A 14,317-nucleotide genomic window follows, 5' to 3' on the forward strand; every position below is an offset into this window, starting at 1 on the left:
GAGGGGTTGCGGAGTCCCACCAACGGGTGTTGCGAAGGGAGACGCGGTACACTAGAAGAGTCAGCATCATGGCAGCAGAACTTTCAACGATCGACGACGAGCTGGAGCCGACCGAAGATACGGTCGTCGAGCCAGCCGAGGACGCCCAAGCGGACGTTACCGCCGAGCCACATCCCGATGTGGCCCTGGTCGAGCGCGCGCGTGCCGGCGACACGGCAGCCTTCGAGCAGCTGATCCGGCAGTACGACCGGCAGATCTTTCGCACCGCCCTGCACATTACGCAGAACCGCGAAGACGCCGAGGACATCACCCAGGATGTCTTTTTCAAGGCCTTCCAGAAGCTGGACCAGTTCAAGGGGAACTCGAAGTTCTCGACCTGGCTCGTGCGGATTGCCGTGAACGAGAGTTTGATGCGGCTGCGCAAGCGGAAGACTTCGAAGACGGTTTCGATGGACCAGGACGTGGAGACCGACGAGGGCTCGATTCCGCGGGACTTTGCGGAATGGCGGCCGAATCCTGAGCAAACCTTCTCGCAATCGGAGCTTGGGGACATCCTGCGGAAGACGATTGCGGGCCTGCCCCCAGGTTTTCGCACCGTTTTCACCCTGAGAGACATCGAAAACTTGTCGACCGAGGAGACGGCCGAAGCGTTGGGACTGAGTGTTCCAGCGGTAAAAAGCCGGCTCCTGCGTGCGCGGCTTCAGCTTCGCGAGAGGTTGAGCCGGTATTTCCGTAAGGCGACACCTGCTTGACAGGTGTATCGTCGCAGGCCGATGGTATGGGTCCAGGGAAGTAGACTTGCTGACTTTGCTGCTGATCTCTCGGCAGAGAGCGGCGAGCGAGTACGAAAATGCAGGGCGACACGTCTGCGGGCGCAGCGTGGTGAAATCTGATGCTGAAGAACGGCGGGCAGATGAGCAGCCACCGTTCCCGATGAGGGCTCGAAGTGAATTGCACCGATTTTCTGGCGAAACTTACCGACTACTTTGACGGTCAGATCGACGCTGAGCTGCTTACAGAGGTGAAAGAGCACCTCGGCTCGTGTCATCACTGTGAAGTGGTTGTGGACACGACTCGCCAGACGATCGACGTCTATCGTGGACACCAGCCCTATGAGTTTCCCGATGACCTGTCGTCGAAGCTGCGGGGCGCGATCATGGATCGCTGCCGCAAGCATGTGGCGGACACGTCGGACGCGAAGACGTCTGCCGGGGCGAAGTAGTTTCGTCGTAGAAGAAAGATCAAGAATTCATGGCCCGGAGCGCGGATTGCGTTCCGGGCCTTTTCCTTTGCTGCGGGTGAGCTGCCGCTACTCGTGCCGCAGGGCGACGACGGGATCCATGCGAGCGGCTCGCCAGGCGGGAAGAAAGCCGGAGACGATTCCGACCAGGGCGAGGATGACGAAGCTGGCTCCGAGGGTTCCCATGCTGGCGCGGAGCACGATGTCACCTTCGTGATTGGCGGTCTTGTAGATCTCGGAGTAGAGCGGCATAGGCGGGATGATGTAGCCGGCGGCGACCGCGACGATCATGCCGATGATGCCGGCGAGGAAGGTGAGTACGAGGCTCTCCATGAGGAACTGGGCGAGGATGTCGCGGCGGCGGGCGCCGAGGGCCTTCATGAGGCCGATCTCGCGGGTGCGTTCGGTGACTGAGACCAGCATGATGTTCATGACGCCGATGCCACCGACGGCGAGCGTCATCGCGCCGATGAGGCCGAGCAGGACTTCGAGTGCAATGTTGAACTGCATCATCTGCTTTGCGTCCTCGACGGTGTCCCATGCGGGCACTGCTTTCTCGTCCTTGGGGTCGAAGTGATAGCGCTGCGAGAGTACGGTGCGCACGGCTTGCAGGGCTTGCAGATGCTGATCGCCGGAGGAGGGCTGGAAGACGATAGAGTTGGGATCGCGCTGCTGACGGATCTCGCGCAGGGTGTCGAAGGGAACGAAGACGTTTTCGTTGTCGGGACCGTTGTTGGAGGAGTCCTGGATCTTGTTGCGCAGGACGCCGATGACGGTGAAGGGATGGCCTTCGACCTCGACGGTTTCGCCTACGGGGGGATAGCCGTTGAAGAGCTGCTGGGCGGCGTGGGCTCCGAAGATGATGACGTTGCGGTGATCGCTGAAGTCGCCGGCTTCGAAGTAGCGGCCCTGCTCGACGTAGAGCCGGCGCATGCCGCCGTAGGGGAGATCGATGCACTTGGAGGAGATGTTGACGACCTTGTCGCCATACTTGATGGCGAAGGAGTCATCGGTCTCGCGGGAGACGGCCTTGAGGAAGGGCAGGGAGTCGCGGACAGCTTCCATGTCTCCGGCGTGGAAGCGGATCTTCTGTCCGGAGCGCTCGCCGCCGGCCTGCATGGAGGTCTGTCCGCCCCAGACCATGATGACGTTGTCGCCGAGGCCGAGGAAGCCATTGAGGACGGTCTGGCCGAGGCTGCGTCCGTAGCTCAGCAGCAGCACCACCGTGACCAATCCCCAGACAATGCCGAGCATGGTGAGGACGGAGCGCAGGCGGTTGCGCTGCAGCGAGGAGATGGATTGCGCAATGGCTTCACGGAATTGCATGTGGGTCGATCAGTCCGTTCTCAGGCACTCGATGGGAGTCATGTGGGCGGCGCGCAGGGCGGGATACATGCCGGCGCAGACCGTGATGGCGGCGAGCGTTACCAGCGAAGCGACGATGGCGAAGGTGGAGATGGCGGGATGCGGGATGAAGTCCGGCATGGGGATGAACCGCATGATGAGGCAGAGGCCTGTGCCGGAGGCCAGGCCGATGCCCCCAGCGAGCAGGGTGATGACGGCGGATTCGGCGAGGAACTGGCGGCGGATGTCCTTGGCCGTGGCGCCGAGGGCCTTGCGCACGCCGATCTCGCGGGTGCGTTCGGTGACGGCGACGAGCATGATGTTCATGACGCCGATGCCGCCGAGGGCGAGCGTGAGCAGAGCGACGATGGCGAAGAACATGGTCATGGCGCCGAAGATGTGGTCGGTGAACTCCGCGCCCTGGAGTGTGTCCCAGGTCCAGACGGCGTCGGGATCGACGGGGTCGAAGTGGTGGCGCGCTCCGAGGATGACGCGGACCTCATGCACCGCCTGCTTGTGCAGCGCGGCGGAGACGGGCTGAATCACGATGTTGCTGACGGAGCCTTCGGTGATGTTTTTGCCGGTGATGGGGAAGTCGCGCTCCATGGCGCTGAAGGGGACGAAGAGCTGTGAGTTGTCGGGGCCAGAGCCGTAGCTTCCGTTCTGCTTCTTCTTCTCCATCACACCGATGACGATGTAGGGATAGCCGGCGATCATGACGGTTTCGCCGATAGCGGGCTTGCCGGGGAAGAGCTGGCGCGCGCTGTCGAAGCCAAGGAGCACGACGCGGGCTCCGTCCTGCTCGTCCTCGTCGTTCATCAGACGGCCTTCAGAGACGCTGAGCGAACGGAAGGTCTGGTACTGGGGCCACACGCCGCGCACGGCACGGCTGGAGGCGTTGTAGCGGCTTACTTGCTGGACCGTGGACCGGATCTCCGGGGAGACGGTCTTGACCAGCGGGGCGCCATCGCGGATGGCGATAGCGTCGGCGATGTTTAAGCGCACGTCTCGACCGGAGGCATAGCCTTCCCAGGGAAGGTCGGTCTTACCGCCGAACATGATGGCGATATCGGTGCCGAGGCCTTTCATGCGCTCGTGCTGGTCGCGATTGAAGCCGATGCCGAGCCCCACGAGGAGGATGACGGACGTGATGCCCCAGACGATGCCGAACATCGTGAGGAAGCTGCGCAGCTTGCTTTCGCGCAGGGCGGCAAGTGTCTGGAGGATGATCTCTCGGATCGGCATAGGGCTCAGCCGCGGGCTGCGCGGATGAGGTGTGATACGCGCAGAGGGTGGAGATGGTTCCCGAGGAACGGAAAGGCGGTCAGCGTTGCTTCGTTCCGGCAGTTCTTCGCCGACGTGGCGCTGGGGCTTCGCTACGGTAGGATGGGTTTGCAGGCCACGCCGGGATGGTGAAATCGGCAGACACAGCGGACTTAAAATCGTCTAAGTCACAATCTAAGCATCACCTAAATTGTTGAAAATAAATATAGTTGACCGGAATCACCGCCGAGCGCTATCCTTACACATCCCTTCCACATTTTCGCAGTTTTGGGAGGGACAGAAGGTGGGCCACGTATGTCCGAACACCACACCATCCTCGGTGGCAAAGTTCATGTCTACAGGCGTCCGAACAGCTCTAGCTGGCAATGCGCCAGCTATCTAGCGGGAAGGAATCGACGCACGACCACGAAAGAAGACAGTCTCTCGAAGGCAAAGGAAGTCGCAGAAGACTGGTATCTGCAGTTGCGCGGCAAGCTCCGCGACGGTGAGCTGAAAAGCGGGAAACTGTTCCGAGAAGCGGGCAAGTTGTACCTGCGCGAATTCGACATCATCACGCAGGGAGAACGGAGCCCGACCTATGCGCGCGGACAACACGCGCGTACAGATGGCCACCTCATCCCGTTCTTCGGCAACATGGTGCTCCCTGAAATCACCTCTGGCAAAGTCAACGAGTATCGAATCCGTCGGCTCGAAGAAAGCAAGGCTCAACGCGGCAAGCCGCTGGCGCATAACACCATGCACCAGGAGATCGTGACTCTGCGCCAGATTTTCAAGACAGCTCTGCGGCATGGATGGATCGATCATCTGCCGGATTTGTCAGAGCCGTATCGCTCGTCGCCGAAGATTTCCCATAGAGCATGGTTCTCACCGGAAGAGTACAAGCAGCTTTACGAGGCGACGCGAAAACGCGCCCTCGATCCCAAGCAGCCCCGCTTCCGTTGGGAAGCGGAGCAACTTCACGATTACGTTCTATTCGCAACCAATACCGGCCTCCGCCCGGACGAGGCAATGCGCCTTCAGTTTCGGGATGTCATGGTGGTCGAAGACGAGGGCAGCGGCCAAACCATCCTTGAGATCGAAGTACGTGGAAAACGCGGTGTTGGTTATTGCAAGAGCACGGCGGGAGCGGTGCATCCATTTGAGCGGCTGAAAGCCCGCACAAGACCAGATGGTGGGCCGGGGAGATCGGGCAGTCGCACCGCATCCATAGCGAACGGAGAGTGGCACGAGCCAGGATCTACCGATCTTCTCTTTCCGAAATGGCCTCGCGATTTATTCAATGCAATTCTTGAGGAAGAAAAACTCCGCACCGACCGCGATGGTAGGCCACGAACTGCCTATAGCTTCCGCCATACATACATTTGCCTGCGCCTGCTCGAAGGGGCCGACATCTATCAGATCGCCAAGAACTGTCGGACAAGCGTGGAGATGATTGAGAAATATTACGCATCCCATTTGAAGACAAGACTCGATGCTTCCGCAATCAACATCATGAAGCCACGTCCAAAGAAAAAGGTGATTTCCAAGAAAGGCCCCGGTCGAGCGGAAGCAGTGCGCTTGGCGGACGAAGCGTAGACCTTCGCTCCGTGCTTTATGATGGGGTTGTGGTAAACATCACGCGGGCGTGGTGAAATCGGCAGACACAGCGGACTTAAGGAAATTGAGTGCCCGTCAGGGAAACCGGCGGAGTAGAACTGCTCAAAGTCGGGGAAACCTTGAATGGCAATCCCGAGCCAAGCCCGGAAGGACTTCTGGGAAGGTGTAGAGACTAGACGGGCAGCACCTAACCTCATACGGGGAATGGTGAAGGGATAGTCCAGACCACGAAGCCGCCGTTTGGCGGTGCGGCGAAAGCCGAAGTGGTATGAAAATCCGCAGACCCTAACCGGTCGTGGGGGTTCAAGTCCCCCCGCCCGCACCACCACTCCCCTCAGTTGGGCCAGGATGGAACCATCCTGGAGTGTTTTGGGGCCGGAACCGGCCCGCTTTAGCCCGGCACCGGGCCAAGCACGTTAAGGCGCTTGCATACGAACGTTGCAACTATGTCGAGTCTCAATGATGGATTGCGGCTGTGGCTAAGTACCTCTATAGACGGCCCGATGGCTTTGAACTAATCGTAAATTGGAGGATGCGTCTTCACCCATTGGCGCGTTCGATTCTGTATCTCCGCGAGCCGTCCTGCCGTGAGCTTCTTGGCCGCCTCGTCACGCCAATGACGCCATTTGTCCAATACCTCAGCGGGTAGCGGAGACGAGCAGCTAAGGTTGTACCAGAAGTACGCCTCTCCTACGTCTTGAGGAACTCCCTCTCCCTGCTCGTACATCAGGGCAATCGCCAAAAGAGCCCGGTCATATCCTTGATCGGCGGCCTTCTGATACCAACGGAGCGCCTCGGCATAATCCTGAGGCACGCCGTTACCCTCTAAATAGAGACCCCCAATTGCAGAGAACGCAATCGGTTCTCCCTTTTGCGCGGCCTTGCGACACCAAGTCATCGCTTGAGAATAGTCTTGGGCAACACCATTCCCGTCTCGATAGAGAAGGCAGATATTAACCATCGCGCCGCCCAGCCCTTTGTCCGCCGCCTTTCGGTACCACTCCATTGCAGAGGAATAGTCTCGCGGCAATCCACGGCCGTCGCTGTACATATTGCCGAGATTGAGCATAGCTGACTCTGATCCTTGGTCGGCTGCCTTCATGTACCAATTTGCTGCCTGCGAATCGCTCTTTTGAACACCATCGCCGGCGTCGTAGCTCATCGCAAGCCGCAGCTGCGCATATTCGTTATCCTTCGCGGCGGCTTTCATGTACCAGCGGACCGCTTCGGCGTGATCCTCGGACGTGCCTTGGCCTTTATAGTACATATCCCCGACCTGAGCTAGCGCCGTTCCCAACACGTCAATCTCGGCGGCCAAACTGTACCAGCGGAGTGCTTCGCCGTAATCCTTCGGTACGCCTTCACCGTTGTAGTACATGTCGCCCAGCGTATAGCGAGCTGTCCATCTTTCATGCAACTGCGAATATTTCTGGTCAGAGACCTTCCGAAACCAACGCACTGCCTCCGGGAAATTTCTGGCCGATCCAAGGCCTTTGTAATACATATTTCCGAGGAAGTATTGTGCGTCAGCGTTACCTGCTTCTGCTGCAAGCCGGTACAGCCGCACAGCCTCGGCGTGGTCTTTCGCTACGCCCACACCGTTTTCATACATGTTACCGAGAGCGAACTCAGCGGAATTATTGCCCTGCTTTGCGGCTTTCCGATACCAGAGCACGGCCTGTCCGAAATCTTGTGGGACACCGGTACCAGAGCGATAGGCTGCGCCCACGGCATTTTCGGAATCAGCATCGCCGCCATTGGCAGCAAGGCTATACCAGCGAAAGGACTCTGCGTCATCTTCCTTGACTTTCCAGAAATATTCCCCGTCCCTGTACATGAACCCGAGCTGTCTTTGAGCTTCGGTGTCGCCTAAATTGGCTGCTGAGGAGTACCAGTGGAGGGCTTCTTGAACGTCTGTTTCCACGCCACTCCCATTGAGGTAGCAATTGGCCAGACGAACTTCCGCATCACGATTGCCCTGGTCGGCGGCTTTGCGGTACCAAGACACTGCGATGCTCAAGTCCTTTTGGACTCCGGCCCCTTTGGCATAGGCGATTCCCACGAGCGTCTGCGACGCAGCGTCCCCATTGCTCGCCTTGGCCAGAACGGCGGGATCAATCCCCCGGCCTTGCAACGCCGGGACAGCCTGAGCAGGACACATGGGGGGCGGTGAAATGACTGTGACCAGGGCCGACGCCAAGACCAACCGTCCTAAACTGTGCTTTCGACACTTGAACATATGACCTCAGGGGCTGTACTGTTAGGCTTCAATAATAGTAGCGTCAAAGGATGGAGAATCGCATGAAATCAATCATGATGGCGTTCGCGCTCCTATGCCCGCTGATGCTTGTTCCCGTGTCGATTGCGGCTGTGCCGTCTACTCGGATCGCAAAGCCTGTTACCGGTCGCGTGGCAACACGACCGGTGAGACCTCCAAGATCATCGGTCCCGCATTCTGCAGGCCGCCGCCCATACTATGGCGGCGGTCACCACACGGTGGCGCATGGCGGAAATTACCCCGGCGCGACAAACGCGCATCACAAAAACGGACACTACAGCAATTGGCGGACCGCTAACCGCTACGGCGTTCACCAATAGCACTAGCATCGCTGCAACATCTGGTCGATTTCCATCCGGGATAAAATCTCGTAGGAGTCTGGATCGAAGCTGAATTGAGCCTCGGCACGAGCGCATATCCACTGCGCGGTTAGGTCCAATGTGGTTCGGTCGAAGAGACTCTTGTTAGCGTTCAGAATTGCCCGAGCCTCGGGAATATAAGTATCGATCGCAGCACCATTTCGTTGAGTAACTTTCGCTTGGTCGTCCCGCATCGCAACGCGGTCGTGATCCCCGAAGATGAATTGCTCGCCAGCGATCCCTCCCGCTAAGAATGCATAGCGATCTATCGCTGGCCGTGACGTTGAATCGAGGTCATCCGCCCATACATCTGTCAGGAGGAGCCCGTTTGCTACACGCACGCCCTCTACCCGGATGCCTAGTTTGAAAGCGACGATGATGTGCCCCGCTTCGTGGCAGGCCGCACGCTTCATGAATTCACTCATCTCGGGATGATAATCCGCCGGGAACTTGCGAGCGGGGAAGGCCGACAGGAACCGTAGTCAGAAGTTTGTTGCATTTTCCTGACATAGGGTTATATTGATGAAGTCAGAAGTTTGTTGCATTTATCTGACATAAGGCTATCCCATGTCCACTCCGGCATCCAGCATTCCAGCCGCCATCTGGGACCGCATCTCCGCCCCGGCGCAGCCGCACGTCTGGATTCCGGAGGACTTCGCCGACCTTGGACCGCGCACTGCGGTCGATCAAGCCCTCCACCGGCTAGTTGCTTCCAAAAGCCTGCGACGGATTGCGCGCGGCTTCTACGACATCCCCCAAGATAACCGTCTTACCGGAAAGCCTACCTATCCAAACCCGCGCGACGTGATCGACGCGCTGGCCCGGAAGGGCAAGGTCCGGGTGGTGGTTGATGGCCTCACCGCCGCCAACGACCTCGGACTCACCGACGCTGTCCCGGCGCGCATCGGCGTGCTAACGGATGGTCGCCTGCGGCCCATTACCCTCGGCAACCTCACCCTCGATTTCCAAGCCGCCGCGCCCAGCCGTCTCTACTGGGCAGGTCGTCCCGCCATGCGCTTCGTGCAGGCACTCCATTGGCTGCGCGACATGCTTCCGTCCGATGACGGAAGCCTCCGCAAGCGCCTTGTCTCTATCCTCAGAGACCCCGATCATGGACAGTCCATCCAGGACGACTTGCGCAGCGGCCTGTCGGCGCTGCCTGAGTGGATGCGGGTGATCGTGCGCGACCTGCTCCAGCAGGTTAGTGCTGTGGTGCCGCCGCCGACAGAGACAGCAAAGCCCTCCAGACTCGCTCCAGCACCGGCCCATATCATGAAGAGGGCGACGGGTTCGAGCAGCCGATGACCGAGGGCTTTCAAACCGTACTGGCTGCGAGCGACGAGGAGCGCCGCGACCTCTTTGTCGGCGCTGCCGACCGTCTGCGCACCAATGAGCAGAACATCGAAAAGGACTTCTGGGTCTGTTGGACGCTCGACGCGCTCTTCAATGAACTGGAGGCCGGCGGCCCACGCCTGCTCTTCAAAGGCGGAACCTCGCTCTCGAAAGGGTACGGTTTGATCGAACGGTTTTCCGAAGACATCGACATAACTGTCTTCCGGGAAGATATTGGACAGCCCGCAACTGTCGAGGAGTTGGAAGCTCTGAGCGGCAAGAAACGCAACGCCCGCTTGCAGGCCATAAAAACCGCCTGCCAGACGTACATTCAAGGTCCGATGCTGCAGGGATTGAGTGCGCTGCTACGGCAGACACTCGAATCCGCGAACCTGAATGCGAATCGGGCGCGTGTGGAACCCGATCCCGCTGACCCCGACCGTCAGAGCTTGCTGTTCTGGTATCCCACTGCAACCGCAAAGGGAAATGCTTATATCCGTCGCGCCATCAAGATCGAATCCGGTGCGAAATCGGCTCTTGATCCTCATGCTCCCGTCGTCGTAAAGCCGTACATCGCGGACAATCTTCCGAACCTTGATCTAGCGGTCGGCAACGTGACGACCGTTGACCCCGGTCGCACCTTCTGGGACAAGGTTGTTATCCTGCATGGCCTGCGCCGATGGTGGGACCGCCGTGGCGAACTGAGGGGAGGCGGGCAGCGCGTCTCGCGTCATTACTACGATGTTTACCGGCTCTTGATTTCGGAGACTGGCCGGAAGGCAACGGAAGATGCAGCGATGGCCGAGGACTGCGTGCGCCACGCGCGGATGTTCTTCAACCGACCCGATCTTGACTTGGCCTCCGCCGTTCCCGGCAGCTTCGCTCTGACTCCCCATGACGGGATGCTCGCTGATCTGCGGCGGGATTACGAAGCAATGTCTGGCATGGTCTTTGGTCCAATACCCACGGTGAATGAGGTGATCGCGCTTATTGCTGAGTTGGAGCAACGGATCAATCACCGACATGCTGTGATTTGAGAGTTTTAGTCAGCCCCGATTCCGTTCTCATCCAGTATCAAGCGCCTATAGCGCCGAAGGAATATCTACGGTGGTTTCCAAGCAGGTCTAACTGCTTCTGAAATGACCCACATGGCTTAGGCACCATGAGCACTGGTCGCCAGTGATAAACTTGCCGCAAGTTTCAGGAGATTGCCGAGATGTTTTGTGCCGACTGTGGCCAAGAATCAGCGGATGAGTTTAGCTTCTGCCCACGGTGTTGGAACTTCAACTTGTCGAAAGACACAGCGTCGTGTTTCAACCACTCCTAGGTCCGGGTGGTAGCGCGGGAGTCGAAGTAAAACTTTAAGATCGGAACAACAGAACGAAGTGAGGATGTAGGTTGGCACACGGTTAGTGCCAACGGATTCAAGTTGTAGTGTTGTAGTTCATGCTTGCGCAGCGCAGTACAGAAGGAAATCGCAAGAGGAAGCCACCATGATAAAGAGCCGTGAAAGAGTGTTTTATCGGGCGGACACCGCAGTCAAGGAGGGTGATGAGTTTTACCAGATCGTTCTGAAGCATTTTCCGAACTTGAAAGAGCAAAGTTTTCGAGTCGAGGTGTTTCACGGACTGGCTGGCACTCCCCCGAAAGAACCGGAGAGCGTGTGCCTTTTTGACACTGAAGGGGCAGCCGACGCTAAGATCAACCAGACAGTTGCAGAGATTGAAGGGCAGAGCTTCCGTCGCTATTCTCCAACTCTACATGGTGTCAGGGACTTTGAATCATGCTGAGACATCTGGCGATACTCGCTGTGTTCGGTCCGTTGGCAACGGTAAGCCTCTTCGCCTTGAACCCTCAAGGTAATCCGGCCAACGCACCAAAAGCGCAGATCACAAGAAGCGATGGCGGTTCCAAGGGGCAGCAACAGTCCGGCGCTCAGCACGAAGACACTGGTACTCCGAAAACACCGTCTGTTGTCGTTCAAGTGGAAGCGCCAACCGTGGATGACCATAGCGCAGATCGCCAAGAGGAAAAAGAGATACAAAGGAAACTGGCCGACTACACATGGTGGCTCGTTGCTTTCACGGGCGTACTCGCTTTAGTAGGCGCAGGGCAGGGCTACTTTTTGTGTCAGCAGGCCCGCCATTTGTTGAAACATGCCGGTTATTTTCGCACCTTGGCTGAGGCTGCGACTGATAATGCCAAAGCCGCCAGGGAAGCTGCGGAGGCCGCGCTCAAGCAAGCGGACCACATGATTACTTCTGAAAGAGCGTGGTTTGTGTGCAGAGCGGATATGGTTTGGGACAAGGGAGAGGACAACAAGACAGTGGGACGAATTGGCTTCCGGTATGAGAATATCGGCAAGACTCCGGGATTTATTACAGAGATTGGCTTTGCCGTCGACCGTTTGAATAGGGGTCAAGAATTGCCCCAAATTCCCCCGAGTTACCAAAACGGCGATACATCCCAATGGACCGCTGGACGCGGCCTTCCAATTGTCCCCGGAGACAACATGGGTAGACGCGCCTCGTGGGAACCCACTCAAGCCGAACTCGCCGCGTTGCAAAGAGAAGAATTGATTGTGTGGGTCCACGGGTACGTCAAGTACCGTGATTCTTTTGTGGAGCAAATACGCGAAACTCGCTATTGCCTCCGACTGAATCCACACGAGGGGGACACCGATAGCGTCCCATTCTTCATCGATGGTCCGCCCGCATATAATAGCGCAACCTGACCCTCCCTCTGGGCTGACTCAACACGAAAGTCAGTGCAGTGGGCGTAGTTACCAGAGGGAGGATATCAGGGTGAATTCGAGTCTCAGACCACCCGATTAGACTTCTTTTCCATCCGGTGAATCTGCGTTAACGCCCGCGCAATCTTTTCGGACAACGGAAGTCTGTCCCAATCCACGCGAGCGTACTTCGCTTTTCACCCCGCAGTAACGAGGCATCATAGCGCGTGAACTGACTAGCATTGACATGAACGTGCAAAGGGATTCAACTACGCTTACAGTTCACCTTTTGGAGGAGGAAGTCTCCTCCGGTCTGCGGCTGCTTTGCATCCTCCGCCCCCACCTCTGCGGGGCGGTCCGCCCTCCCCGCAACGCCCCTCCGACAAGAACAACAGCAACCGCCAAAACCTCTAAGGGGAGGTATCCCCTCGCGCCCGCAAGCCACTCCCCAATCTTCCGCGCTGCGCTTGTGCAGACCTCCGCTGCGCTACGCCCTTTCCACTTCCGCTGCACTCCCGTTGCAAGGGTGGGGATACCCCTCGGCTTGCAGTTGCTACCCCCCACCTTCGCCAGGAGGCGTTCGGCATGTATGTACCTGCCACTTGCCCATTCAAAGGCAACGGCAAGCGCAACAGCCCAACAGGAGGAACCACCATGAAGAAGTTATCGAAAGTCACCCACTCCGTCACCGTCAACCCCTCAAACGACAGCAGACAAAACGACAAAGAGAACACCGCTCCCGACGCTGTACCGACACCCCACAAACAGCAAACGGTGAAGGAAGCAATCGCAGCGAACGTCCAACTTTTGATCGCGCAATTGGAGCAGGGACACAGCGAAGGATTGACCGCCTATTTGACCGCGATGGGGCGATTCCATCGCTACTCATTCGGCAATATTTTGGAGATCGCGAGGCAAAAGCCGCAGGCTTCGCGCGTGGCCGGGATGTATGCGTGGAACCAGCTTGGCCGTCGCGTGATGAAAGGCGAGAAAGGCATCCGCATCCTTGCTCCCGTAATCGGTATCCGTCGCAAGAAGGATGAGGAAGCAAACAAGGATGTTCGCATTCAGAATCAGGCTGTCCTCGTGGGCTTCCGTTCGGCCTACGTCTTCGACAGATTATCTCGTGATTTGCGCCCGGCATGGCCCGCCACCGTGCTCCGCCGCAGGGTGCGAGGAGTTCAGGCGTGCGCCTCGATGGCAGCAGCCACATCATCGCTCAGTTCGCTCGCTCGTTGCAAGGCGGTCTGGATACGGACGAGTTCCAGTTCGCGGGCGGCGATCTGTCCGGCGGGTTCGTTGTGTCCCTTTGCGGCGTTTAGACTTCGCTGATGGCTGGAGAGCATGCGTCGAAATACAGGCACTGCACTCTTCTTTGGTTGGGCGTGAGTGCAGCCGAGACAGAGCAGGCCCTTTGGGCAGTGTTCTCCGGTGGGCAGGGCGCAGAGATGCGTGCCCATATCGCGCAGGTTACAGTTGGCGGCGAAGGCAGCCCACTCTTCTGCAGTCGGGTTCTTGAGTCCCTCTTCTCCATAGTGGGCGTTGTAGAGACCACGCATGGTCTTGCGATACTCTTCGATCAGTTGGCTGGGGTAAAGCTTGGCATAGATCATGACGGTGTCGAGCGAGGCGTGTCCGAGCAGAGCCTGGATGATGTGAACGGGCGTGTTGTTGTTCAGGTGTTCGGAGGCGAAGACGCGCCGACAGTCGTGAGGTAACAGAATCAGCGGTGAGCCATCGGCGCGACGCGCACCTGCACCGACCGAGACAGCCTTGATGCGTGTACGGATCGTCTGGAGTCCTGGTGCGCTGGGGTGCCGAAGGGCCTGGATCAGATACGGTGCCGGTGGCCGTGGCATCTTCTGCGCGAGGTTCCAGTGGTTGCAGACAGGCACATGACTGGTGCCATGAAAGCGCTTCACATGGCGAACGATCTCGGCGATGACACGACCCAGTCCGTCACCGATGGGCAGGACACGAGCGCGGTCGAACTTCGAGGGCTTTACATGCAGCAGATAGTAGATGCGACCATCGGGCATCTTGCGCTTGAGGATATCGAGGGTCGTGAGGTCGGATGCCTCTTCGATCCGCAGTCCGCTCTGCACGAGCAACTCCAGCAGAGCCCAGTCCCAGAAGCTGTCGGTCTCTTGCGA

At 58.4% G+C, this 14,317-nt stretch carries 12 protein-coding genes and 1 pseudogene; 8 read left to right on the plus strand and 5 right to left on the minus strand.

Annotated elements, in window-relative coordinates; genetic code table 11:
• The first annotated feature begins 68 nt into the window (after positions 1–68).
• Positions 69–752: a sigma-70 family RNA polymerase sigma factor gene (locus AC5E6W_RS04170; protein WP_491751001.1), complete on the plus strand. Its 684-nt coding sequence runs from the start codon at positions 69–71 to the stop codon at positions 750–752.
• A 194-nt stretch (positions 753–946) separates the two neighbouring features.
• Entirely contained in the window at positions 947–1,222 is a 276-nt protein-coding gene (locus AC5E6W_RS04175; protein ID WP_491751002.1) for an anti-sigma factor family protein, read from the plus strand.
• 87 nt (positions 1,223–1,309) lie between these two features.
• On the opposite strand, the gene AC5E6W_RS04180 is transcribed toward AC5E6W_RS04175, so the two are convergent.
• Together AC5E6W_RS04180 and AC5E6W_RS04185 are read right to left on the minus strand one after the other, a co-directional pair.
• Positions 1,310–2,566: an ABC transporter permease gene (locus tag AC5E6W_RS04180; RefSeq protein ID WP_491751003.1), complete on the minus strand. Its 1,257-nt coding sequence runs from the start codon at positions 2,564–2,566 to the stop codon at positions 1,310–1,312.
• 9 nt (positions 2,567–2,575) lie between these two features.
• Positions 2,576–3,829 carry an ABC transporter permease gene (locus tag AC5E6W_RS04185; protein WP_491751004.1) on the minus strand — a complete coding sequence of 418 codons (1,254 nt, stop codon included), beginning with the start codon at positions 3,827–3,829 and terminating at the stop codon, positions 2,576–2,578.
• A 333-nt stretch (positions 3,830–4,162) separates the two neighbouring features.
• On the opposite strand from AC5E6W_RS04185, the gene AC5E6W_RS04190 reads away from it, so the two are divergent.
• Complete coding sequence (locus AC5E6W_RS04190; RefSeq protein ID WP_491751005.1) at positions 4,163–5,443, plus strand: phage integrase SAM-like domain-containing protein; 1,281 nt, start codon at positions 4,163–4,165, stop codon at positions 5,441–5,443.
• A 535-nt stretch (positions 5,444–5,978) separates the two neighbouring features.
• Here the strand turns inward: AC5E6W_RS04190 and AC5E6W_RS04195 are convergent.
• Together AC5E6W_RS04195 and AC5E6W_RS04200 are read right to left on the minus strand one after the other, a co-directional pair.
• Positions 5,979–7,664 carry a tetratricopeptide repeat protein gene (locus tag AC5E6W_RS04195; RefSeq protein ID WP_491751006.1) on the minus strand — a complete coding sequence of 562 codons (1,686 nt, stop codon included), beginning with the start codon at positions 7,662–7,664 and terminating at the stop codon, positions 5,979–5,981.
• Between the two features lie 400 nt (positions 7,665–8,064).
• Positions 8,065–8,526, minus strand: a complete 462-nt coding sequence (locus tag AC5E6W_RS04200) for a hypothetical protein (RefSeq protein WP_491751007.1) — start codon at positions 8,524–8,526, stop codon at positions 8,065–8,067.
• A gap of 142 nt (positions 8,527–8,668) precedes the next feature.
• Here AC5E6W_RS04200 and AC5E6W_RS04205 point away from each other — a divergent pair, with 142 nt between their 5' ends.
• From AC5E6W_RS04205 to AC5E6W_RS04225, 5 genes and pseudogenes are all read left to right on the plus strand, one after another.
• Positions 8,669–9,406: a DUF6088 family protein gene (locus AC5E6W_RS04205; protein ID WP_491751008.1), complete on the plus strand. Its 738-nt coding sequence runs from the start codon at positions 8,669–8,671 to the stop codon at positions 9,404–9,406.
• Complete coding sequence (locus AC5E6W_RS04210; protein ID WP_491751009.1) at positions 9,403–10,470, plus strand: nucleotidyl transferase AbiEii/AbiGii toxin family protein; 1,068 nt, start codon at positions 9,403–9,405, stop codon at positions 10,468–10,470. The genes AC5E6W_RS04205 and AC5E6W_RS04210 overlap by 4 nt, the downstream gene beginning before the upstream one ends.
• Positions 10,471–10,926: 456 nt before the next feature.
• On the plus strand, positions 10,927–11,223 hold the full coding sequence (locus AC5E6W_RS04215) for a hypothetical protein (RefSeq protein ID WP_491751010.1): 297 nt from the start codon (positions 10,927–10,929) through the stop codon (positions 11,221–11,223).
• Entirely contained in the window at positions 11,217–12,167 is a 951-nt protein-coding gene (locus AC5E6W_RS04220; protein ID WP_491751011.1) for a hypothetical protein, read from the plus strand. Before AC5E6W_RS04215 ends, AC5E6W_RS04220 begins: the two co-directional genes overlap by 7 nt.
• A gap of 771 nt (positions 12,168–12,938) precedes the next feature.
• Positions 12,939–13,280 (plus strand): annotated as a pseudogene (locus AC5E6W_RS04225) (ArdC family protein); the annotation flags it as partial.
• Positions 13,281–13,345: 65 nt separating this feature from the next.
• Here AC5E6W_RS04225 and AC5E6W_RS04230 read toward each other — a convergent pair.
• Positions 13,346–14,317: tyrosine-type recombinase/integrase (locus tag AC5E6W_RS04230; RefSeq protein ID WP_491751012.1), on the minus strand; the 972-nt coding region annotated here is incomplete at its 5' end.

Source organism: Bryocella sp. (assembly GCF_058498515.1).